This window comes from Rhizobium sp. RSm-3 (assembly GCF_001854685.1).
Lineage (GTDB): Bacteria > Pseudomonadota > Alphaproteobacteria > Rhizobiales > Rhizobiaceae > Rhizobium > Rhizobium ecuadorense.
The window spans coordinates 179,221-199,149 of sequence record NZ_MAWZ01000006.1 but is presented as its reverse complement, the minus strand read 5'-3'; the positions used below and the strand labels follow the sequence as shown (position 1 = coordinate 199,149).

The window sequence follows — 19,929 nt, the reverse complement described above, 5'->3', positions numbered from 1 at the left end:
CCGCCATTGTCGCTCTTGCCGGAGCCACCGTTATCGCTCTTGCCGGAACCGCCATTGTCGCTCTTGCCGGAGCCGCCATTGTCGCTCTTGCCGGAGCCACCGTTATCGCTCTTTCCGGAGCCACCGTTATCGCTCTTGCCAGAGCCGCCATTGTCGCTCTTGCCGGAGCCGCCATTGTCGCTCTTTCCGGAGCCGCCATTGTCGCTCTTGCCAGAGCCGCCATTGTCGCTCTTGCCGGAACCACCGTTGTCGCTCTTTCCGGAGCCGCCATTGTCGCTCTTGCCGGAACCACCGTTGTCGCTCTTTCCGGAGCCGCCATTGTCGCTCTTGCCAGAGCCGCCATTGTCGCTCTTTCCGGAGCCGCCATTGTCGCTCTTGCCAGAGTCGCCGTTATCGCCCTTGCCAGGGCCGTCGTTGTCGCCCTTGCCACGGCCATCCTTGCCACCTTTGCCGTGACCTTCCTTGTCGCCTTTGCTCGGGCCGTCCTTGCCGTGTCCGTGATCTTTGCCGCCTTTGTCGCCGCGGTGATGGTCGTGGTCCTTGCCGCCGTGGTTGTCTTTGCCATGGCCGCCCTTGCCATGATCATGATCTTTGCCGTCCTTGCCATGATGGTCGTGGCCATGGCCATGGCCGTGGCCGTTGTCGTCGCCACCATTGTTGCCCGTGTCGTCGCCACCATTGTCGCCAGTGTCGTCGCTACCGTTGTCGCCAGTGCCGTTTCCGCCGCCGTCCGCAACCTGGTCGCCGCCGCTTTTACCGCTGTTCTCGGAAGTCGAGCTGGTGCTCGATGACTTCTTGCCGCCGCCGGCGCCCTGGCTGCTGGGGTCGCTATCTCTCGGGCTGAACTTGCTGCCGGCCGGAATTGATCTGGTCGGCATGCACAGCCGGTATTCGAGCGTGCCGCGAACGGCGCTGTTGCAATTAACGACTGCCGGGGCTGCCGTCGCCAAGCTGCTGCTTGCCAGAAGGGAAGCAATGGCCAGGCCGAATTTCGATGCTCTGCTGATCATTTCAGGCGTCTCCCAAGGTTAACCGAATGTTAATGGGAAGGGTTCTTATACTAACAATGAATTAACGTGAAGAATAAACAATGGTTAATCTGTATCGCTTATATAATAGGGTTAAATTCGCAAGTATAAAATTTTAATAAATTTTTATCTCGACTCTGTTATTGTTGCGGAACAAATAAGGGGAATCGGCTATGAAGCGTCTCTTTTCTCTTGCGGCTGTTTTAGCCATTCTGGTGCCTTTTCAAGCCGTTGCCGGATCATCGCTGCCTGTGACAAGAAGCATCGGCGCGCCCGTGGGATTCGGTGCAGCCTGCGCCAAGTACAAGTGGCTGTGCGGCAGGATGGCGGCGCAACAGCGAAACGACACGGCAGGAATAGTGCTGCTTCAAAAGATCAATCGTGCCGTAAATGGACGCATCATTCCCGCAGAAGACCGTCCGTCTTCCCACAAGGATGTTTGGTCACTGCCGGTCGCCGGCCGTGGCGACTGTGAAGACTATGCCCTCCAGAAGATGAAGGACCTGATCGAGGCTGGTTTTCCATCGAACCGCCTGGCGCTTTCGGTGGTCATTGGACCGCATGATCAAAACCATGTCGTTCTCATTGCCCGGACGGATGGCGGCGATCTTGTGCTCGACAATCTGACCAGCGCCGTGAGGCCCTGGCGCATGACGGGCTATACGTTTCTGGCCACTCAGGATTTCCAATCGCGCACGGGCTGGCGCGTGACGCTTGCCGGTCCCCGCGCAGGCGAGTTCTCCTGAGGCGCGTCGCCGTTCAGACGCCAAGGTGCCCGGCGCCGCCGCGAATAACGCCCAAATCGGGTGCAGATAGCGGCAAATTCGACGAAGAATTGTGTGTCCAGCGCGGTGCCTGGTGTGTGCCTGGTGTAAGAATCGGAAACACTTTGTGACTAAGTGCCTCCAAAAGCAGCGTTTTTTGACTTGCCGCGTAAGGAGAGATGAAGGATATTCTGCAAACGTTGAGGGAAGCCTTCATGATCAGAATGATTGAAAACCCTGCCGAACTGGCTGGCGAAGATATCACCGGCAAATATATTCTCCGAAAGCTGAACTATCATTGGTTCGCCTACGGCAAGGCGGCCATTGTGACTGCCTGCAAGGGAACGATCCTGCATCTCGAGCGGGAAGAAACGGTCTATTCCGAGCGTTGGGGCCGTCGCGCCTATACCGGAACCGGCAAGCGTTACCCTGGCGGCATCTGTCCCATTTCGGCGGTCGCCTGCGTTTGCGATACGCCCGATGACGTCAATGCCGTCATTCAACTGGATGTCGAAGCGCAGGACGAATTCTATCAGCTGATCGCCAAGGCGGAAGCCAGGGTTCAGGCGCTTGCCTCTTCCTCACGAAACAGCCAGTTTCTCGAAGCTGCCGAATAAGGCGTAGGGTCCCTGAAGGACGGGGCTGGGCCGCCATCTCTTCTCATTTAACCGATCTGCTTGAGATCGCGGGCGAAACGTTGCCAGTTGGCAACGTAGTTTGCGGCGGAGCGGCGGATGGCTTCGATTGCGGCGTCGTCGAGCAGACGCACGGCGCGGGCAGGCGCCCCGACGATCAGGGAATTGTCGGGGAATTGCTTGCCTTCTGTCACCAGCGCATTGGCGCCGACGAGGCAATTGTTGCCGATCTTCGCGCCGTTCAGGATGGTGGCGCCCATGCCGATCAGCACGTTGTCTCCCAGCGTGCAGCCGTGCAGGATGGCGTGGTGGCCGATGGTGCAGCCTTTGCCCGTGGTCAGCGGGAAGCCCATATCGGTATGGGCCATCACGCCTTCCTGGATATTGGTCCCTTCGCCGATGGTAATCCTCTCATTGTCGCCGCGCAGCACGGCGCCGAACCAGACGCCGACACTCTCGCCGAGTTCGATCTGACCGATGACATGGGCATCCGGTGCAATCCAATAGAGTCCGGCAGCGGGCAGTTTCGGCGCCGATCCGCCAAGTGCGTAGACGGGCATGGCTTTCTCCTCAGACGACTTCGACCGACAGGATGGCGATGCCGTCGATCCCGCAATTGATGCGATCACCCCTGGCGACCGCGCCGACGCCGGCCGGCGTGCCGGTCATGATGACATCACCCGGTGCGAGGGTGAAGAGCTTCGACAGTTCGGCGATGATCTCCGGCACCTTCCAGATCATCTGGTTGAGATCGCCATCCTGGACTCGACTGCCGTTCTGTTCCAGCCAGATCCTTGCCTGCGAGGGGTGGCCGATGCGGCTTGCCGGAACGATCGGCGAGACAGGGGCGGAATGTTCGAAGGCCTTGCCGACCTCCCAGGGGCGGCCGAGCTTCTTTGCCTCGCCCTGCAGGTCTCGACGGGTGAAATCGATGCCGACGGCATAGCCGTAAATGCAGTCGAGCGCGTCTGCCGCCTGAATGTCAGCGCCGCCGGATTTCAGCGCCAGAACGCATTCGACCTCGTAATGCACATCGTTCGAGAGCGGCGGATAAGGAAAAGCATTGCCTGCCGGCAGCAGGTTATCGGCATTCTTCTGGAAGAAGAAGGGCGGCTCGCGGGAGGGATCATGGCCCATCTCGATCGCATGGTCGGCATAGTTGCGCCCGACACAATAGACGCGGCGCACCGGAAATCGCTCATCGCTGCCGTCCACCGGCAGCAGAACCGGTGCGGGACGCGGGATGACGGTGACGGGGTGGGGCATGGCGGCTCTTCCTGTTTTCGAGTCTTGCTTGCGGGTCTGGCGCCATCCTAGAGCATGTCGCGCAAAAGTGTGCAGCGGTTTTGCGGCAACGACATGCGAAAACAAGGACCTAAAGCGCGAGGAGCAAATCTGAAAGATCGCGACGCGCTTTGGACGAAAACCAGCACGCCGGGGAAGCGGTCTTGGCGTCCCGTTTCGGCGGATTGACGCTATCGCGGTCGAGCGCTATCGTTCAGGCCATGAACAGGATTTTTGCAGTTTCGACGACGTCTACGACCATCGCGCCGCGGTGGGTGGTAGACGCGTGAACTGAATTCCGTTCATCGCCGTTAAGACCAACCCGCCGGAGACGAGCGGGTTTTTTGTTGCCGCCCGTGTCCCGCATTCGAGGACCAGACCGTGGACGATATCCCAAAACATATTCTCGCCGAGCGGGCGCTTGCTGCTGCCCGTCGCTGTGTCGCCAGCCGCTTTGCCGGCGCCGCTTTCGTTTTTGTGACCGGTTCCATCATGCGCGGCGAAGGAACCGCCTTTTCGGATATCGATCTGGTCGTCGTATTCCCGGCGCTGGAAAGAGCCTGGCGGGAATCATTTATTGACGACGGTTTTCCCGTCGAGGCCTTCGTCCATGATCCGCAGACGCTGGCGCACTATCTCCATCAGGATGCCGACAGCGGTTATCCGATCATGGTCAACATGGTCGCGACTGGCAGCATATTGGGGCCGGATATCGAGCGTGCCCGCCTCATCCAGGCGCAGGCGGCAGGCACGCTGGCGGCCGGCCCGAAACCGCTTGCCGGGGCCGGCTACGACATGCTGCGCTATCAGGTCACCGACCTTGCCGACGATCTGCGCGGCGCGCGCCCTCCCGAGGAGATCGCCGCCATCGCCGCGCAACTCCACCAGAAGCTCGCCGATCTCATTCTCCTCGGGCGCGGCGCATGGGCCGGTCGAGGGAAATGGGCGCCGCGGGTCATGCGGAAGCTGGATGCGCAATTGGCAGCCGAATTCGACGCTGCGTTCCGCCTCGCAGCAGAGGGCGACGGCGCTCGCTTCCTCGCCCTGGCCGACAGCGAGCTAGCGCGGCACGGTGGGCGCTGTTTCGATGGGTTTAGGCAGGAGGCTCCGCTGGAGGCGCGCCGGCTGGAATAGGCGTACCGACCCTGAGTGCCTCGCCGGTCATTCTCATCGACAAACGAGGCGGCGGCGCGTCCGCGATGGGCTCGCCATCATTCCACGCCTTGCGGATATTCTAACCAAGCGCACCTTGCTCCGCGCAAATCCTGTCGATCAGCGCATCCAGATCCCCCTTTGGCGGGCGGCTCTTCGCCAGGCGCTGCTTGAGATGCAGGATCGAGTCGGCGAGGATTTCATCCAGGCTCTCGGCGCAGGTGAAATCGCCCGCCACGCGCTTGACCTTGGAATTGTCAAAGATGGCCGTCCAGGCCTTGTCGCCGAGGAGCGGGCCGATCCATTCCGGATTGTATCTGATCAGCGTATCCGTCGGCACGTGCACGATCTTGGCTTCCACGCCGAGCAATCTAGCGATCGTCTTCTGGATATCGTCCCAGATATGGGCGCGGTCCGAGGTAATGTGGAAAATTTCGCGGAGCGCTGCCTGTTTGGCGAAAAGGCCGACGAAAGGCGCGGCGAAGTCGACCGAGCGGGTCAGCGTCCAGGGCGTATGGCCGTCGCCCGCCACGATGACGGGGTCGCCATCCAGCATGCGTCTTGCCATGACATCGCTGTCGCCCATCATGATCGGCAGGCCGCTGCGGACGGTGTGGCTGGGGCGGACGATCGTCCAGGCGAGATTGCCGGATTTCCGGAGCAGTTCCTCGCAGGCGATCTTGGCCTGGCTGTAGGGCCAGTAGGGATTGATCGCCGGCGTCTCCTCCGTGATCACGTAATGACGCGGCGGTTTTTCATAGACCGAGGCCGAGGAGATGAAGATGTACTGGCCGCAATTGCCGGAGAAGACCTCGATATCGCGCGCCACCTGATCCCTGGTAAAGGCGATGAACTGGCAGACGACATCATAATTCGCCCTGGCGAGATTGGTATAGGCGTCCGATCCGAGCTCCCCGACGATCGAGGTGACCCCGGCGGGCAAGGCAGCACTTCTCAAGCCGCGATTGTAGACGCTGACATGATGACCCTCGGCAACGGCACGCTCGACGCATGGATGGGAGATCTGGCCGGTGCCGCCAATGAAGAGAACTTTCAAAGTCATGGAAGTGACCTCGGGTCTATGGGCGGGAATTATGATCACCCTTCTTAGCGCGAAAGAATGGTATCGTCTCCCGCAAATCTCCTCGCCCGGTGGTGGAAGGCGAGCGTAGAGGCGCCGACGCCCAAGAGACGATGCCGCGCCTGGATAAGAGCTGCCGAGGACATCGCGTCCTCGATGAAGAGGTAGACGATGTTCGATCAGGAATTCAATGGTGCTGCGCCGCCGGCAATTCGGCTTACCGCGAGATTGCAACTGAGGATTCCTGTAGCCGGAGATATCCATTTCCTCACCGGGCTTTTTTCCCGGCCGGAACTGGTCGCCCACCGGCCCGTGCCCCGGCCGGACTCGCCGGAAGAAAGTACCGCGCGGCTTGCGCGCGACATCGAGCACTGGAGAGACCGCGGCTTCGGACGCTGGGCGGTCGAGACGAAGGCTGGGCTGATCGGTTTTGGCGGCGTGACCGTTTCCGAGGAGTTCGGCAGTCTCAATATTTCATACCATCTGCAGCCGGAAAGCTGGGGGCATGGCTATGCCACCGAGCTGGTGCGGGAAACGCTGACCTTTGCCTTCGACGACCTGCATGCGGACCGCGTGATCGGATTGGTTCGTCCCGTCAATTCCGCGTCTAGGCGCATCCTCGAGAAATGTGGCTTCAGCTTCGAACGCGAGGTGATGCTGCACGGCGCACCCACAAATATGTACGGTTTGGCAAAACGAGCGGTTCGCAGCTGAGCATCCGGGCGCAAATCGCGCATGCGGGGGAATGCTGCCCGATCATTCCCCGCCATCACCGAGCAGTGCATCCCGCACGATCGCATAATAACCGGCAAGCTCGGGGATAGCAGCGGTCAGTTTGTCGAAGGTCGGATCGGATGGTGCGAGCGTGCCGGCATATTTGGCTTCGATGAAAGCCTGGTGGCTGGCCAGCGCTTTCGCATCGGCCTTGTGCACGACGGTGAAGACGGGCGAGGGCAGGGTGCGGCCCTTGACGATGATGCGGTCGAGTTCAATCACCGTGTAGTTGGCGGCGACCCGTCTTGCGGTTTCTTCGCCGAGCAGCAGTGCCACGCCGTAATTCTTCGAAGCGCCTTCGAGGCGGGAGGCAAGGTTGACGCTGTCGCCGAGGCAGGAATAGTCGAAGCGGCGGGTGGAGCCCATATTGCCGACGATGCATTCGCCGGTGTTGATGCCGACGCCCATCTTCAGCACGTGCGGCTTGCGGCCGAGGACTGCCGCCTCCCGCTCCAGCTGATTGTTCAGCCTCGAAATCGCCGCCTGCATGGCGAGCGAGGCGCGCACGGCGTGGAGCGCGTGGTCGGGATCGTCGAGCGGCGCATTCCAGAAGGCCATGATGCAGTCGCCCATATATTTGTCGATCGTGCCGCCGTGATCCATCACCACGTCGGAGAGCGGCGTCAGCAGCCGGTTAATCAGGCCGGTCAACTGTTCCGGATCGTCCTTCAGTGTCTCGGCGATGGTGGTGAAGCCACGCACGTCTGAGAACAGCACCGAGAGCGTGCGCCGCTCGCCGCCGAGCTTCAGTTGCGAAGGGTCGTTCGACAGGCGCTTGACGAGATCGGGCGAGATATATTGGGCGAAGGCGCGGGTGATCTGGCGCTTGTTGCGGCGCTCCTCGGCGAAATCGAAGGCGGCCTGGCCGAAGACGACGGAGATATAGGCGACCGTCGGGCCGAGCGGCGAGACGAAGACATGGCCAAGCCGGATGCCGGCAAAGCTGACGGCCGCGAAGGCGAGGAGGGCGGCCGCGCTGGTAGCGATCGTCAGCCAGCCCGTCGAGCGCCAGACGGTCAGTGCCGCAAGCAGCACCGAGATCAGGATACAGGCGGCGACCGCCGGCAGGCGCGCTTCGCGGATCGACAGGCCGTAGCGGATATTGTCGTAAATCGTCGCCTGGATTTCGACGCCGGGGACGAGCTTGCCGGTGTGAACCGTGTAAGGCGTGGCGAAAGCATCGACGCCGCCCTTGTCGATCTCAGGCGCATTCTGCAGGCTGAGCCCGACGAGGACGACGCGGTCCTTGAAATAACCTGGCGGCAGCAGATTCTCAGGATCAAGTGCCTGGTAATAGGAGACCGTGGGATAGCTGCGGGCCGGGCCTAGGGACTGGATCAGCCGACCGGCCGGCAGCATTTCCGTTTCCGCACCCGAGGCTTTCGCCAGCATGGTGGCAAAACCATCCTCATAGCCCGGAATACGGCGAAAGACGCCGTCGCCGCTGAGATCGATCGATGCGATGCCGGTCACCGCACCCGCGTCGGTCAATGCCGGCAGCGGCGTGGCGCGGATCAGCTGCGAGGCCTGCGGCGTCTCGATCAGCGTCTCGTCGCCGGCGAGCACGACATCGGGACCGACGGCCTTGGCGATCGCCGCGTCGTTGCCGGGGTTGGAAGGTTCGGCCATGATGATGTCGAGGCCGATGACGCGGGCGCCGGCTGCACGCAGCTGGCTGACGAGCTCGGCATGCAGGCTGCGCGGCCAGGGCCATTGCGCGTTGATATCGGCAAGCGAGGGCTCGTCGATCGCGACGATGACGGGTCCGCCCGGCGGCGGACGCGGATCGTCGACGGTCGAGAGATAGTCGAAGCTCCTGAGTTCCAGCAGCGACCAGGCGGGCAGGCGTGACAGCAGCGAAATGGCGATCAGCACGGCGAGCGACAGCACCAGCAGTCTCAGGCGGCGGCTTACGGTCTGGCCGCCATCCAGCCCGGCCTGCTGGCGTTTGTCCTGCGTGCGCATCAGAAGCGGACTTTGAGCGTGCCCTTGAAGGCGCGGCCCCAGCCGGGCACGCCGGGCGTGACCTCGAAATCTTCGTCGAGCAGGTTATAGGCGGCGGCTTCCAGCTCGATGCGCTTGTCGAAGGGTTCCCAGACGAGGTGGGCGTCGAGGCTCCAGTAATCGTCGAGCTTGGTGCCGAGATCGTCGCCGTCGCGCTCGCCGATGTAATTGGCCGCTATCGTCGCCTTGACCTTGGCCTCGTTGACCCAGGTCAGCGCGATCTGGCCGGAATTCTTGGGAATGAATGGCAGGGAGCCGCCGTAATTCGGCTCGAGCGGGTCCTTGTTCTCCGATTCCATATAGGCATAGGTGGCGGAAAGGCCGAAACCAGCACCTAGCGCCAGGTTTGCGGTGAGGGCGGCACGGTCGATGCTGCCGCGCGACAGCGGCAGGCTGTCGGCCGCCGGAAGCGAGATCAGCGGAAAATCGATCGAGAAATCATGCAGTTCCTGGTGCTGGTATTCGACTGAGGTGAAGAACCGGTCGGTCCATTCGGCGTCCCATTGCAGCGCCGCCGTATCGGCATACCCCTCGAGGCCGATCGAATACTGGTTGGCCTGCAATCCGAGGACGCCGATCGGGGCAAGAGTGGGTACGCCGGTGTCGAGGCTCTGGCGCATGAAGGCGGCGCGCAGCCAATGGTTCTGGGCGGGTGTCCAGGCAAGGCCGAAACGTGGTTCCAGGCGGCTGACGTCGACTCCGTCGCCTTCCATATGCGTGCCGAAGAGAGCGTATTCGCCCTTGAGATCGGGTGTAATCTCGTGCAGCACGTCGATGTAGGCGCGGCTGATATTGACGCGGTTGCTGAATGTGTCCGGGCCGGTCGTGGTCTCCGGGATGATCACGACGCGCGGAAAGAGTTCATGCAGGCGAGAAGAGGTGGTCGTGCTGACATCGATCCAGCCGCCTTCGATGCCGTACCGCCACGTCAGCGGTCCGCTGCCGACGGAATGGCTGAGCGCGCCGATATAGGTTTTTGAAGACAGATCCTCGGTCCCGTCCAATAATGGAATAATGTCGGGGTCGCGCAGGCCGAGAACCGGCGCATCGTCGACCTGAAGAGAGGTGGACGTCCGCGACTTGCTTTCCGAATAGAGGAAGGCGCCGTTCAAGATATTTTCGTAGCCGAAGGTATGGCTCCAGCCGAGGCCGGCATTGGTGGTTTCGCTGATATTGCGCCGATAGTTGTATTCCGAAGAGACTTCAGTTGGAATCCCGAAGCCCAGGAGGTTGAGGAAGTCGGTCAGTGACGAGCCTTGCGTCAGTGCGTTCAGCGTTCCATCGTTCTTGGCATGGTTGACATAGGCCACCACGCGATCGTCGGGCGTCACCGTTGCCGTCAGATAGCCATTGCCGCCGATAAGCTTGTTGTCGGTCTGGAAGCCGCCGAAATCGCGATAGTCGCCATCGAGCGCCAGTTCTTCCCAGGTCAGGTTGCCATAGAAGCTGAGTGGGATCGTCTCGTTCGAGAAACCCTGGATTTCAGCCTCGCCAATACCCCTTGTATGGCCGTCGACGCTGTTGATGCCGCCGCCAAGCGAGCCTTCGATGAACGGCGTGCGCAGCAGCGTTGCCGAACGAGAGCGGCCGGAAAGCATATGCGGATCAAGCAACAAACCCTGGATAAAGGATGAATAGCTCGATGCATTGCCACGGTTCTGGATGACATTGTCGTCGCTGAAGCTCGTTGCGTTGACGTAAGGGAAGATACTGCCCTTGATCGACTGATCGATATAGCCGCTGCCTTCGAAGGGACTGAAGACCGCGTCCCCGTAATAGCGGCCCCAGGCATCTAGACCCTGCAGGCGAAAAGCGTTGTTCAGCGTCGAGCCGGCATTCTGATTGACGCCAAGGGCGCTGTAGTCGCCGCCGCGGGCGCGCGAGCGGCGGAGAAATTCCTGCGCGTTGCGGATCGCGCCGTCGGCGTCGTAATCGTCGATATCGACGGCGGTGCGGAAGGAGGAGATGACCGGATCGTTCTTGTCGAGCCTGTCGGCATTGTCGACCGCTTGCTCGGAGGGAATGCGGTCGCCCTTTTCGTAATGGGCAGCGGCGAGCATCAGCTGCGATTGCGAATGGGCGGGATTGGCGGTGCTGGCGGCCAGCAGGTCCTCCAGCGCCTTGTCGCGCTCGCCGGTCTGCAGGTAATAGCGGCCGCGGGCGAGGAGGGCGATGTCGAAGGAGGGGTCGGCGGCAAGCGCCGCATCGATCTCGCGCTTGGCCTCCTTCATGCGCGATTGGTCGAGATAGAGGATGGCAAGGTTGGCGTGGGGGACGGGATCTTGCGGATCGAGGGCGATCGCCCTCAGGAAGGCAGTCTCGGCCTCGCCATTGGCGTCGCGGGCGCTCTGCAGCAGGCCCATCGAGTTCAACGATCCCGAGGCTCCCGGCGCAAGTTCGATGGCACGGTTCAGATCGGCAAGCGCCCCGTTGATATCGCTTTCGTAGCTCGCCTTGTACGAGGCGCGTGCGGCAAGGGCGATCGGATGGTTAGGATCGAGCGCGAGCGCGCGGTTCACCGCCTCCTGCATCTGGGCGCGGTCATCGATCAGTTGCGCCAGCTGGGCGCGGATCGCAGGAAGGGTGGGATCATCCGGATAACGCTTTTCCGCATCCTTGATCAGGTCGACGGACGCGCGGGGATTTTTGAGAAAGCCCGCCGTATAGGCCTGCATGATCGCGCCATAGGGGCCGACAGCCGATGATGGCGGCTTTTCGACATGGGCTGGATCGGCAAGCGAGCGGGCGAAATAGCCGCCATACTGCGCCATGTTCCGGCGGGCCGGATCGAGATGTGGCAGTGCCGCCGCAAAGAGCCTTGCGGCTTCGTCGTAGCGTTTTTCGGCGCCGGCGATCGTGGCATCGATCAAGTCGACGCGCGCCTTCTGAAGGGTCGTCAGCTTGCGCCGGCGAACCTCCTGAAGCGTCTCTGCGGCGACCTGCCGGCCGTCGAAGGCGCTCTGCACTTCGGCAAGCTCCAACCAGTCCTCGGTCGTGCGACGTTCCGGCGGCAAAGCCAGCAGCCGGCGGCGCTCTTCGGCCATGCGGCCTGCCGGCAGCGGCGAAGTCGGCATCAGGCCGAAGCCGTCGCGAAGGTTCAGATAGAACAGCATCTGCTCGCGGTCGTCGGGCGTGACGATCACCAGCTTGCGCGGTGCCTGGCCGATGGTGGCGACCGCCCCTTCGCCCTCGTTCACCTCGACGCTGCCCTGCGGGTTGCTAAGCGCCACGCGGCCTTCGAGCACGATCATCGAGGTTTTGCTGCCTTCGACGGTCATCGTCCAGTCCGTGCCGCGGATGGCGGCTGCCGCCGCAGGGGTCTCGACCGTCAGCCCCTGGCCGCCGCGCTCGGCGCGCGCCCAGATCGTTCCCGATTGCAGCTCCAGTGTCGTGTCGCCGGTGGCCGCCATTTTCTTGACCTGCAGCGAGGAATTGCGGCCGAGGCGAACCTGGGTGTGATCGGAAAAGACGATGGCGAGCTGGCCGTTGGCATTGGTGCGCAGCACATCGCCGGTCAGGAGATCCTGATTGATATCGACGACACGCCAGTTCGACACGTCGATGAAACGGACCTCTTCGCCCGCCTTGCGGGCGATGACGGAACCGGCGACCGGTGTGGCACGCTGCAGCGGCTCGGCCATTGCCGACGGCCCGAAACCGGGCAGAGCAAGCGCCAGCGCCATGCCCACGCGACAGATGTTCTTGGAATAACCCCGCATGACCCAGACCCCATCCCACCTCCCGTTTGTCCGTGTAGCGTGGAAAAGTCAAGCGTATTGCACACGTGTTCTTGCTTTCGCCGTCAAGTGTAATATCAGAGAAACACTTGGGGACGGAGTATTCACGTGAGCGAATTCGAAACTGCAACTGAGGTTATGCTAAGTCAGCCGTCGAGTGCGGATATCGGTGTCGAGTATTTCGATCATATCAAGAAAATCAATGATATATTTTACGATCAGATCAAGATATCTGATCAAAAGGCCGCCTATATCTTTACATTTATGCTGGCTTTCCTGGTGAGTTCCAGCGAGGTGAGGGCGGTCTTCAACCCGGTGCGTTATGTCGCCGGCACGTCTGGGAGCATGCTGTTCTCGGGCCTGCTTGCCGCAGCCTCGGTCTTCTCAATCCTGTCGGCGATCCTCGTCGTGCTGCCGCGCCGTTTGGATAGCTCGACCTCGCTGTTCTGGGGCGCCTGGCACAACCACCGCGAGCTGTTCTTCGACGCGGCACTGCGGCGCGACGAGCGCTATCTGTTCGATCAGTATCTCGAAAACGCCAATATCCTCTCCGCCATCGCCCGCAGCAAATACCGCTGCGTGACCTTTGCGTTTCGTGGCTTGATGGTGAGCGTCATCGCTTACGTGCTGCTGTTGGCGGCGGTGTGAGGCGTGGGTTGCTTTGCGCTTGTCGGTCGGCTGGCGCCGGCGTGAGCGCAAGCGACGCCAGGAATGCAGGCGCGCCGAAGCGCGCCCGTCCATTCAATCCTCGACCTCAATAATCAGCTCAAGCTCGATCGGCACGCCTAGCGGCAGGCTGGCGACGCCGAGCACGACCCGGCCGGAGAGCTTTTCCTCGCCGAAGACCTGGAGCAGCATTTCCGACGCGCCGTCCGCGACCTTCGGATGGTCGCGGAAATCGCCTTCGGTGGCGATGTAGACGCCGAGCTTGACGACTTTTGCGACCCTGTCCAGCGAGCCGAGATGGTCCTTGGCGGCGGCAAGTGCGCTGAGTGTCGCCGTTTCGGCGGCCTTCCGACCATCTTCGGCCGTCAGTGCGCCGCCGACGCGGCCGACATAGCGCGGCTCGCGGTTGATGACTGGCAACATGCCGCTGAAGAAGACCAGCTTGTCTGATCTGACCGCCTCGACATAGGCCCCCAGGGGTGTCGGCGGTGGGGGAAGCGTGATGCCGAGTTCCTGCAGCCGCCGTTCTGCGCCGGCTGCCTGCGCTTGCGGGTGGTTTACCATCTGCCCAGATGTGCGCCGCCGTCGACGTGCAGCACCTCCCCGGTGACGCGCGGAGCCTCGGTTAGGAAGACGACTGCATCGACGACTTCCCCGACGTTGGAAATGCCGGCCATCGGTGACAGCGTGCTGAGGAAGTCTTTCGGATTGTCCTTGTGCAACGGCGTATCGACGACCCCGGGAGCCACCGTGTTGACGCGAATTCCCTCACTTGCATATTCCATCGCCAGGTTCTTGGAGATCGCGTCGATGCCGCCCTTGGTCATCATGGCGACGGAAGCCGAGAAACCGGCGATCGGATGATCGATCAGCGGGGTGGTGATGCTGACGATGCTCCCGCCCGATTTCTGAGCGAGCATCTGCCGGACGACCAACTGGGTCAGGTGAATGAAGCCTTCGAGATTGGTTGAGGACAGCTTTCGGAAGTCGGTCAGGGTGTAATCGACGAACGGCTTGCTGAAGAAAATGCCGGCATTGTTGACGAGGGCGTCGATCGAGCCGAACCGGTCGATCGCGGTCTGTGCGACCCGCGCCGCGGTTTCGGCATCGCCGATGTCGCCATCGACGAGCGCCAGCTTATCTGAAGCCTGAAAGGCATCCGAGGCGCTGACCTGGCGCGAGGTGGCGACGACATTATAGCCGCGCTCGATGAAGGCGTTGACGAGCCCGGCTCCAATTCCCTGGGAGGCGCCCGTGACGATGACAGTCTTTGCGGTAGTCATGTTGAACTCCATAATTTGGTCGGGCAACGAAGGTCTTGCGCTTGCGAAGGCCGGGTCGCTCGAGATGGGGCGGCTGCGAATGCGCCTCCATCGGGTTGTGATTGTTTTCGCAAGGTGAATATGGCAAAAACTCCATTCCTCGATTAGATGGAAATATCTGGATTATCTTTTGCATGTATGCAAAAATAGCGGCATGGCGGACCTGAACGACATCGCGGTTTTCGTAACGGTGGCGCGGTACGGCAGCTTCAGCCGCGCCGCCCATTCTCTCGGTATGCCGGTCTCGACCGTCAGCCGGAAGGTGACGTCGCTGGAGGAGCAGCTCGGCGTGACGCTGCTACAGCGCACGACACGCAAGCTCAGCCTGACCGCGCAGGGGAGCGCCTATTTCGATCGGTGCAGCGAGCCGCTCGCCCATCTTGTCGACGCCGAACAGGCCCTGACGGAGGCGCAGAGAAAGCCGGAAGGCTTGCTGAAAATCTCCGTGCCCGTCATCTTCGGGCAGGAGGTTTTCTATGAATTCGTTTCGGCCTTCCTGAAGACCTATCCCGAGATCCAGGTTGATCTCTTCGTCACCAACCTGTTCCTCGATCTGATCGCCGAGAATATCGATCTCGGCATCCGCTTCGGCGAACTCAAGGATTCCTCGATCGTCGCGCAGCGGCTCGGAAAGAGCGTGCGCTATCTGGTCGCCGCACCGGACTATATGAAGGGCAGGCCGCTTCCCTCAAAGCCCGAGGACCTGAAGCACCACCAGTGCGTGCTGCTGAACGGCCGCAACGGCGAAGCGGAATGGCATCTCGTCAGCGGCCTCAAATCGGTTCGCCAGCAGGTGTCGGGGCCGGTCTCGAGCCGGGATTTCGAGGCGGTGAGCGCCTTCACCTATCGCGGGCATGGCATCGGTCTGCTGCCTTCCACCTATTGCGACGATGAGATTAGAAGAGGCGAACTCATCCGCCTGCTGCCCGACTGGTCGTCCGAGGAGATATTCGTGCATGCGGTCTATCCGACACGCCGCTTCCTGCCCTTGCGCCTGCAGGTTTTCCTCGAAGCGCTGAAGGCATGGAAAAACCCGTTATGGCTGCCATTGCATTGAGGGCGTCCTGATCGGTGCTACACGAGAGCCTCGCGCGAAGGAGCGCGGCTCAGGGCCCAACTCGCCTGGCCAATCCATCACCGAAAATTGAAGCCCCGCGGGCGGCCCCACGTCCGGTGCCGGCCAAGCTGTGTTACAGTTGCCTCGCCTGGGAATGGCGCAGGGATTGGATAGCCAATGCTGACGACACTTGCGGTGCTGATGGGTCTTTCCGGCGTCGCCCCGGTCGCTGAGATCGGGAGAAGCGAGGTCGACGTGGCGCTGGTGCTGGCCGTCGACACCTCGCGGTCGATGGATTTCGAAGAGATCGGCATCCAGCGCCAGGGTTATGTCGAGGCGCTCAAGCACAAGGAATTCATCGATGCGGTCAAAGGCGGTCTGACCGGGCGCATCGCCATCAGCTATTTCGAATGGGCGGGCTATGTCGTCCAGGATTCGGTGATCGACTGGCAGGTGATCGAGACGGAAGCGGATGCGATCGCCTTTGCCGACAAGCTCGACGCCCGGCCGGTCGCCACACAGCGGCGCACCTCGATCTCCACCGCCATCGCCCAGGGCGCCAGCATGATCATCGCCAGTCCCTTTCAGGGCGCGCGGGAGGTCATCGACGTTTCCGGCGACGGCCCGAACAATTCCGGCAATCCCGTGACACCAGCCCGCGACAGGGCGGTGGAAGCGGGCATGGTCATCAACGGCCTCGCCATCATGCTGCGGCCTTCCGATGCGCCCGACGGGCTCGACAAATATTACGCCGATTGCGTCATCGGCGGCCCCGGCGCCTTCGTGCTGCCGGTCCACAAGATCGAGGATTTCGCGGTCGCCGTGCGCCGCAAGCTGGTGCTTGAAATCAGCGGCCTTTGGCCGCCGGCGACAGTGCGTGAGATCGCGGGGGATGCGCCCGCAGCCGACTGTCTGGTTGGCGAGAAACAGTGGCGGGATTTTTTCGAGCGGTGACGGTGGGCGAGGCTTGCGCTTAGTGCGAAGTGGGGGACAACGGAGGACGTGCCGTGTAGCCCCCTCATCTGCCGGCAGGCAGATGAGGGGGCTACACGGCACGTCCTCCGTTGTCCTTCGCCTCGCCTTGAGCGGCAAGCGAAAGGCAAGCGGACTGCATCATTATTAAGAGGCAACACAGACGCGACGAGCGTCTGCGTCCCTCTACCGCCATCTACAGCGGCAGTTCCCTGCCGGCTTGTTCGCTGACCATGTATTGGGCGTACCAGTCCGGCCAGCCTTCGTCGTGCTTGCCGCCGTTGCGCTTCTCGTGTTCGCCGTGGGCGGTCGCCGCGCGGCGCAGCGCTGAGGCAAGGTCGCTCGACGTTGCAAAGGCCGTCTCGTCGGCGTCGATGCGTCCAGGCAAGCGCTCGGTGACTTCCTGGAACAGCCAGCCATTGCCGTCGGGGTCCTTGAACGAGGCGAAGGAGCGGTAGCTGCGGTGCTCGGGATCGCGACCGGTGATCCTGAGCCGTCCGAAGAGATAGGGCTCGTCCTTGCCGGCATAGACGCCTGATGCGTCATGGAACACGTCGCTGACCTCGACGCCGCGGGCGATGAGATCGCGGCGGGCGGCCTCGATGTCGGAGACGATGAGGTAGAGCCCCTGGGCGGAGCCGGGCTGGGCGGCGGTGATATTCTTGCCGAAGATGATCGCGCAGCCGGAGCCGGGCGGGGTAAACTGGATCACCCGGAAATCGGCATCATTGGCGAAATCGGCGTCTAGCCGCCAGCCCAGCCCGTCGTAAAAACGTTTGGCGCGGTCGACGTCGGAAACGGGGATGACGACCACTTCGAGCTTGGTGTCGACCGGCCGTGTTCTCTGATTTTCGATAGGGGGTTCACTGCGCATTGCATTGCTCATCTTCAGCTCCTTGGGGTTCTGGATGCATTAAGAATGGCGATACATGTCGGGGTCGAGTGGACCACAGCGCGGCGAGGGCGTCGAATCAATTATTCTGTCGGAATTGACCCGATGAAGGCGGCGGGACCGATCCCGCCGCCTCGGTTCCGAGGATCAGCCTTTTACGCTGCAAGAGCGGCGCGTGTCTTCCCGATCGTCAGCGCGGCCTTTGCGGCCTCCCGCCCTTTCTCGACGAAGTGTGCGCGGTAGATCTGCTTATGGTGCTCGGTTTCCTGATACTGATGCGGCGTCAGCGAAACCGACAGCACCGGCACGCCGGTATCCATGCCGGCGCGCATCAGCCCATCGACCACGGCCTGGGCGACGAATTCGTGGCGGTAAATTCCACCGTCGACGACGAAAGCGGCGGCAACGACGGCGGCATAGCGCCCGGTTGCGGCAAGATCACGGGAAAGCAGCGGCATCTCGAATGCGCCGGGAACATCGAACACATCGACCTGCTCGGGCGGAACGAGCTGATGGAAGCCGTCAAGGGCGCGGTCGACGATGTCGGCGTGCCAGCTGGCTTTGATAAAGGCGTAGCGGGTGGGTGTCATGGTAATCTCCTTTGGCGAACAGACACATCACCCAAGGCGATCACGAACGTCCCCGACAGCCGCAAGGGCGGTGGGAACGCGCGTTCTCTTTCATCCGGACTATGACCGTCGGCTCAGGCATCTCACCTGATCTGCTGACCCTTCCTGAGAAGGCGCTCGCGGGCTCGCAATCGAAACTGCATACCGCCGGTAGGGACTTTCACCCCGCCCTGAGAACGGCGGGGACAATAGGGGCAAGGCGGCGGGCTGGCAATAGGGTGAAATGCTTTCATTGTGCAATGCGGCGTGGTCCGGGCGTGAGTGGCTCGAAGGGCAAGGCGGTTGTTCCGGTATGCCCCGGCCATATGCCTTTCGCTTGCCGCTCAAGGCGTTCGTCTCTGACGCTCCTCACCCCCTCATCTGCCCTGAAGGGCACCGACCGGGGTCGAGCGACGATAGGAGCGAGTGCACTGAGCGTAAGCGAAGGGCATAGTGACGATCCAGCCTCGGAGAGGAATGTCTCCATCGCCCTTGCTGAACCCACACGTTTGCCTACATGCTTCCAATGAGGACACCCCGTCAAAATTGCGTAGCGCCGATCCCGCCCGAGGCGAGGGCAGGCCATGACAACCATGGGAGAGAGAGATGCAAGACCCCCTCGTCGTTCACCGCGAGGCGCATATCGCGGCGCCGCCGGCCGCGGTCTTTGCGTTGATGACCGACCCGGAAAAGATCCTGCGCTGGATGGGAACGGAAGCGCAGGTCGAGCCGCAGCCGGGCGGGCTCTATCTCGTCAACGTCACCGGCGCCCGCTTTGCGCGCGGCTCGTTTCGCGAGGTGGTGCCGGTTCATCGCCTTGCTTACAGCTTCGGCTGGGACGGCAGCGAGGTGGTGCCGCCGGGGTCGAGCCTGGTCGAGATCGATCTGATCGAGCAGGGGAGCGGAACGCTGCTGCGGCTCACCCATAGCGGTCTGCCGAGCGCCGATCAATGCGCCGGCCACGCGGAAGGCTGGGCCCATTACCTCGGGCGGCTGATCGAGGTCGCCGCCGGGCGTGACCCGGGTCCCGACTCATTTTCCGGCAGGACATGAACGGTTTTTGCAGGCCGGAGGCTTGTCCCGAAGCGGTTGCCGTTGCGGGAAAACGGCTGGCCGGCGCTCCGACCGGCCGTCCGAAAGCGCTTCTTTTTTGCCCGCAAACATGAACGCTCAGTTCATCTCCAGTTCAATTTGGCCGCCCTAGGGTGAGGGCGGCTGGATGAAATGGAGTTTCCGATGAAGGCACTTTCTATCGCGGCTGCCTTGCTCGCTGGCAGCCTCTCGATTGGCACAGCTGAGGCGATGCCGATGGGGACAATCAATGTCCAGAGCAATGTCACAAGCGATGTCACAAAGGTCGACTATGCGTGCGGCCGCGGCTGGCATCTGACCCGCTGGGGCGAATGCCGGCGAAACTGGCGACGCCCGCCGCCGGTGGCGTTCTACGGCGGTCCGCCCCGCTGGGGCTGGGAGCGGCGTCACCGGGATTGGGATGGTCCGCGCTGGCGCGATGATCGGCGCGGAGAGTATCGCCGCCGCTGGCGGGATGACTATTAAGGTCTCGGTCAGAGACAGATCGATGGAGGCCGGCGCAATCTTCGCCGGCCCTTTTCATAGAAGTTTTCTTCAGCGGCTTGGCGTCAGACCGTGCTGAGGAGCCAGTGTTTGCTGTCGATCAGTTCTTCGAGTTCGACAGGATCCTTGACGCCGAATTCATACCATTCGATGAGTTCCTTCGCCTTGCGGCTGCTCTCCTCTGCGCTCAGCTCGACCTGATATCTTTCGCACCACCGCCGAAGGATCGACGTCAGCAGCGTCATGTCATTGCCATCCAGCGGATCTTTCGGCCAGAATATCGTGCCCATCGCACCCCTCAATCACACGATGATGAACGGCGCATAATGGAATGAAAACCGCGCAAGTTTAAAGTGTTATTTTTCGTTTTGCGCCGTG

The 19,929-nt window shown here is 61.9% G+C and carries 20 protein-coding genes and 1 riboswitch; of the genes, 9 read left to right on the top strand and 11 right to left on the bottom strand.

Features of this window, described 5'->3' with window-relative positions; genetic code table 11:
- Positions 1 to 1,010 (bottom strand): hypothetical protein (locus BBJ66_RS35240; RefSeq protein WP_071086549.1); only part of this gene is annotated, 1,010 nt, incomplete at its 3' end.
- A gap of 191 nt (positions 1,011 to 1,201) precedes the next feature.
- Here BBJ66_RS35240 and BBJ66_RS09445 point away from each other — a divergent pair.
- Together BBJ66_RS09445 and BBJ66_RS09440 are read left to right on the top strand one after the other, a co-directional pair.
- Positions 1,202 to 1,774 (top strand): transglutaminase-like cysteine peptidase, encoded by a 573-nt coding sequence (locus BBJ66_RS09445; RefSeq protein WP_049735189.1) that lies wholly within the window; start codon positions 1,202 to 1,204, stop codon positions 1,772 to 1,774.
- Between the two features lie 233 nt (positions 1,775 to 2,007).
- On the top strand, positions 2,008 to 2,409 hold the full coding sequence (locus BBJ66_RS09440; RefSeq protein WP_064841380.1) for a hypothetical protein: 402 nt from the start codon (positions 2,008 to 2,010) through the stop codon (positions 2,407 to 2,409).
- Positions 2,410 to 2,456: 47 nt separating this feature from the next.
- Here the strand turns inward: BBJ66_RS09440 and BBJ66_RS09435 are convergent, their stop codons facing one another.
- A complete protein-coding gene (locus BBJ66_RS09435; RefSeq protein ID WP_071086547.1) occupies positions 2,457 to 2,987 on the bottom strand; it encodes a gamma carbonic anhydrase family protein in 531 nt (176 codons plus the stop codon).
- Positions 2,988 to 2,997: 10 nt separating this feature from the next.
- Positions 2,998 to 3,693, bottom strand: a complete 696-nt coding sequence (locus BBJ66_RS09430; protein ID WP_049735187.1) for a fumarylacetoacetate hydrolase family protein — start codon at positions 3,691 to 3,693, stop codon at positions 2,998 to 3,000.
- 399 nt (positions 3,694 to 4,092) lie between these two features.
- Between BBJ66_RS09430 and BBJ66_RS09425 the strand changes: the two genes are divergently transcribed.
- On the top strand, positions 4,093 to 4,845 hold the full coding sequence (locus BBJ66_RS09425; RefSeq protein WP_049735186.1) for a nucleotidyltransferase domain-containing protein: 753 nt from the start codon (positions 4,093 to 4,095) through the stop codon (positions 4,843 to 4,845).
- A 100-nt stretch (positions 4,846 to 4,945) separates the two neighbouring features.
- Here BBJ66_RS09425 and BBJ66_RS09420 read toward each other — a convergent pair whose 3' ends face one another.
- On the bottom strand, positions 4,946 to 5,926 hold the full coding sequence (locus tag BBJ66_RS09420) for an SDR family oxidoreductase (protein WP_071086545.1): 981 nt from the start codon (positions 5,924 to 5,926) through the stop codon (positions 4,946 to 4,948).
- A 189-nt stretch (positions 5,927 to 6,115) separates the two neighbouring features.
- Between BBJ66_RS09420 and BBJ66_RS09415 the strand changes: the two genes are divergently transcribed.
- A complete protein-coding gene (locus tag BBJ66_RS09415; protein WP_071086543.1) occupies positions 6,116 to 6,658 on the top strand; it encodes a GNAT family N-acetyltransferase in 543 nt (180 codons plus the stop codon).
- A 42-nt stretch (positions 6,659 to 6,700) separates the two neighbouring features.
- Here BBJ66_RS09415 and BBJ66_RS09410 read toward each other — a convergent pair whose 3' ends face one another.
- Together BBJ66_RS09410 and BBJ66_RS09405 are read right to left on the bottom strand one after the other, a co-directional pair.
- Positions 6,701 to 8,683, bottom strand: coding sequence for an adenylate/guanylate cyclase domain-containing protein (locus BBJ66_RS09410; protein WP_071086541.1), 1,983 nt, complete (start codon positions 8,681 to 8,683; stop codon positions 6,701 to 6,703).
- Entirely contained in the window at positions 8,683 to 12,441 is a 3,759-nt protein-coding gene (locus tag BBJ66_RS09405; RefSeq protein ID WP_071086539.1) for a FecR domain-containing protein, read from the bottom strand. Before BBJ66_RS09405 ends, BBJ66_RS09410 begins: the two co-directional genes overlap by 1 nt.
- Positions 12,442 to 12,567: 126 nt before the next feature.
- Between BBJ66_RS09405 and BBJ66_RS09400 the strand changes: the two genes are divergently transcribed.
- Complete coding sequence (locus BBJ66_RS09400) at positions 12,568 to 13,107, top strand: Pycsar system effector family protein (RefSeq protein WP_049735181.1); 540 nt, start codon at positions 12,568 to 12,570, stop codon at positions 13,105 to 13,107.
- Between the two features lie 93 nt (positions 13,108 to 13,200).
- On the opposite strand, the gene BBJ66_RS09395 is transcribed toward BBJ66_RS09400, so the two are convergent.
- Together BBJ66_RS09395 and BBJ66_RS09390 are read right to left on the bottom strand one after the other, a co-directional pair.
- Positions 13,201 to 13,689 (bottom strand): RidA family protein, encoded by a 489-nt coding sequence (locus BBJ66_RS09395; protein ID WP_049735180.1) that lies wholly within the window; start codon positions 13,687 to 13,689, stop codon positions 13,201 to 13,203.
- A complete protein-coding gene (locus BBJ66_RS09390) occupies positions 13,683 to 14,408 on the bottom strand; it encodes an SDR family NAD(P)-dependent oxidoreductase (RefSeq protein WP_049735193.1) in 726 nt (241 codons plus the stop codon). The genes BBJ66_RS09395 and BBJ66_RS09390 overlap by 7 nt, the downstream gene beginning before the upstream one ends.
- A 193-nt stretch (positions 14,409 to 14,601) precedes the next feature.
- Between BBJ66_RS09390 and BBJ66_RS09385 the strand changes: the two genes are divergently transcribed.
- Together BBJ66_RS09385 and BBJ66_RS09380 are read left to right on the top strand one after the other, a co-directional pair.
- The gene (locus tag BBJ66_RS09385; RefSeq protein WP_049735179.1) at positions 14,602 to 15,504 is read left to right on the top strand and encodes a LysR family transcriptional regulator; all 903 of its coding nucleotides are present in this window, start codon (positions 14,602 to 14,604) and stop codon (positions 15,502 to 15,504) included.
- Between the two features lie 177 nt (positions 15,505 to 15,681).
- Positions 15,682 to 16,458: a DUF1194 domain-containing protein gene (locus tag BBJ66_RS09380; RefSeq protein ID WP_071086537.1), complete on the top strand. Its 777-nt coding sequence runs from the start codon at positions 15,682 to 15,684 to the stop codon at positions 16,456 to 16,458.
- A gap of 214 nt (positions 16,459 to 16,672) precedes the next feature.
- Here BBJ66_RS09380 and BBJ66_RS09375 read toward each other — a convergent pair whose 3' ends face one another.
- On the bottom strand, positions 16,673 to 17,362 hold the full coding sequence (locus BBJ66_RS09375) for a VOC family protein (RefSeq protein WP_071086535.1): 690 nt from the start codon (positions 17,360 to 17,362) through the stop codon (positions 16,673 to 16,675).
- Positions 17,363 to 17,523: 161 nt separating this feature from the next.
- Positions 17,524 to 17,958, bottom strand: coding sequence for a 6,7-dimethyl-8-ribityllumazine synthase (locus tag BBJ66_RS09370; protein WP_049735176.1), 435 nt, complete (start codon positions 17,956 to 17,958; stop codon positions 17,524 to 17,526).
- A gap of 78 nt (positions 17,959 to 18,036) precedes the next feature.
- A riboswitch (FMN riboswitch) is annotated at positions 18,037 to 18,179 on the bottom strand.
- A 403-nt stretch (positions 18,180 to 18,582) separates the two neighbouring features.
- Here BBJ66_RS09370 and BBJ66_RS09365 point away from each other — a divergent pair.
- Together BBJ66_RS09365 and BBJ66_RS09360 are read left to right on the top strand one after the other, a co-directional pair.
- On the top strand, positions 18,583 to 19,029 hold the full coding sequence (locus BBJ66_RS09365) for an SRPBCC family protein (protein WP_071086533.1): 447 nt from the start codon (positions 18,583 to 18,585) through the stop codon (positions 19,027 to 19,029).
- A 183-nt stretch (positions 19,030 to 19,212) separates the two neighbouring features.
- On the top strand, positions 19,213 to 19,533 hold the full coding sequence (locus BBJ66_RS09360; RefSeq protein ID WP_071086573.1) for a GCG_CRPN prefix-to-repeats domain-containing protein: 321 nt from the start codon (positions 19,213 to 19,215) through the stop codon (positions 19,531 to 19,533).
- 83 nt (positions 19,534 to 19,616) lie between these two features.
- Here BBJ66_RS09360 and BBJ66_RS09355 read toward each other — a convergent pair whose 3' ends face one another.
- Entirely contained in the window at positions 19,617 to 19,841 is a 225-nt protein-coding gene (locus BBJ66_RS09355; protein WP_071086531.1) for a hypothetical protein, read from the bottom strand.
- Positions 19,842 to 19,929 lie beyond the last annotated feature (88 nt).

Excerpts from the sequence above, each read along its gene's own strand:
- BBJ66_RS09380 (WP_071086537.1), top strand. The coding sequence starts at position 15,682 with ATGCTGACGACACTTGCGGTGCTGATGGGTCTTTCCGGCGTCGCCCCG.
- BBJ66_RS09410 (WP_071086541.1), bottom strand. The coding sequence starts at position 8,683 with ATGCGCACGCAGGACAAACGCCAGCAGGCCGGGCTGGATGGCGGCCAG.
- BBJ66_RS09445 (WP_049735189.1), top strand. The coding sequence starts at position 1,202 with ATGAAGCGTCTCTTTTCTCTTGCGGCTGTTTTAGCCATTCTGGTGCCT.
- BBJ66_RS09370 (WP_049735176.1), bottom strand. The coding sequence starts at position 17,958 with ATGACACCCACCCGCTACGCCTTTATCAAAGCCAGCTGGCACGCCGAC.
- BBJ66_RS09355 (WP_071086531.1), bottom strand. The coding sequence starts at position 19,841 with ATGGGCACGATATTCTGGCCGAAAGATCCGCTGGATGGCAATGACATG.
- BBJ66_RS09405 (WP_071086539.1), bottom strand. The coding sequence starts at position 12,441 with ATGCGGGGTTATTCCAAGAACATCTGTCGCGTGGGCATGGCGCTGGCG.
- BBJ66_RS09385 (WP_049735179.1), top strand. The coding sequence starts at position 14,602 with ATGGCGGACCTGAACGACATCGCGGTTTTCGTAACGGTGGCGCGGTAC.
- BBJ66_RS09420 (WP_071086545.1), bottom strand. The coding sequence starts at position 5,926 with ATGACTTTGAAAGTTCTCTTCATTGGCGGCACCGGCCAGATCTCCCAT.
- BBJ66_RS09435 (WP_071086547.1), bottom strand. The coding sequence starts at position 2,987 with ATGCCCGTCTACGCACTTGGCGGATCGGCGCCGAAACTGCCCGCTGCC.
- BBJ66_RS09375 (WP_071086535.1), bottom strand. The coding sequence starts at position 17,362 with ATGAGCAATGCAATGCGCAGTGAACCCCCTATCGAAAATCAGAGAACA.
- BBJ66_RS09390 (WP_049735193.1), bottom strand. The coding sequence starts at position 14,408 with ATGACTACCGCAAAGACTGTCATCGTCACGGGCGCCTCCCAGGGAATT.
- BBJ66_RS09415 (WP_071086543.1), top strand. The coding sequence starts at position 6,116 with ATGTTCGATCAGGAATTCAATGGTGCTGCGCCGCCGGCAATTCGGCTT.
- BBJ66_RS09430 (WP_049735187.1), bottom strand. The coding sequence starts at position 3,693 with ATGCCCCACCCCGTCACCGTCATCCCGCGTCCCGCACCGGTTCTGCTG.
- BBJ66_RS09440 (WP_064841380.1), top strand. The coding sequence starts at position 2,008 with ATGATCAGAATGATTGAAAACCCTGCCGAACTGGCTGGCGAAGATATC.
- BBJ66_RS09365 (WP_071086533.1), top strand. The coding sequence starts at position 18,583 with ATGCAAGACCCCCTCGTCGTTCACCGCGAGGCGCATATCGCGGCGCCG.
- BBJ66_RS09395 (WP_049735180.1), bottom strand. The coding sequence starts at position 13,689 with ATGGTAAACCACCCGCAAGCGCAGGCAGCCGGCGCAGAACGGCGGCTG.
- BBJ66_RS09360 (WP_071086573.1), top strand. The coding sequence starts at position 19,213 with ATGAAGGCACTTTCTATCGCGGCTGCCTTGCTCGCTGGCAGCCTCTCG.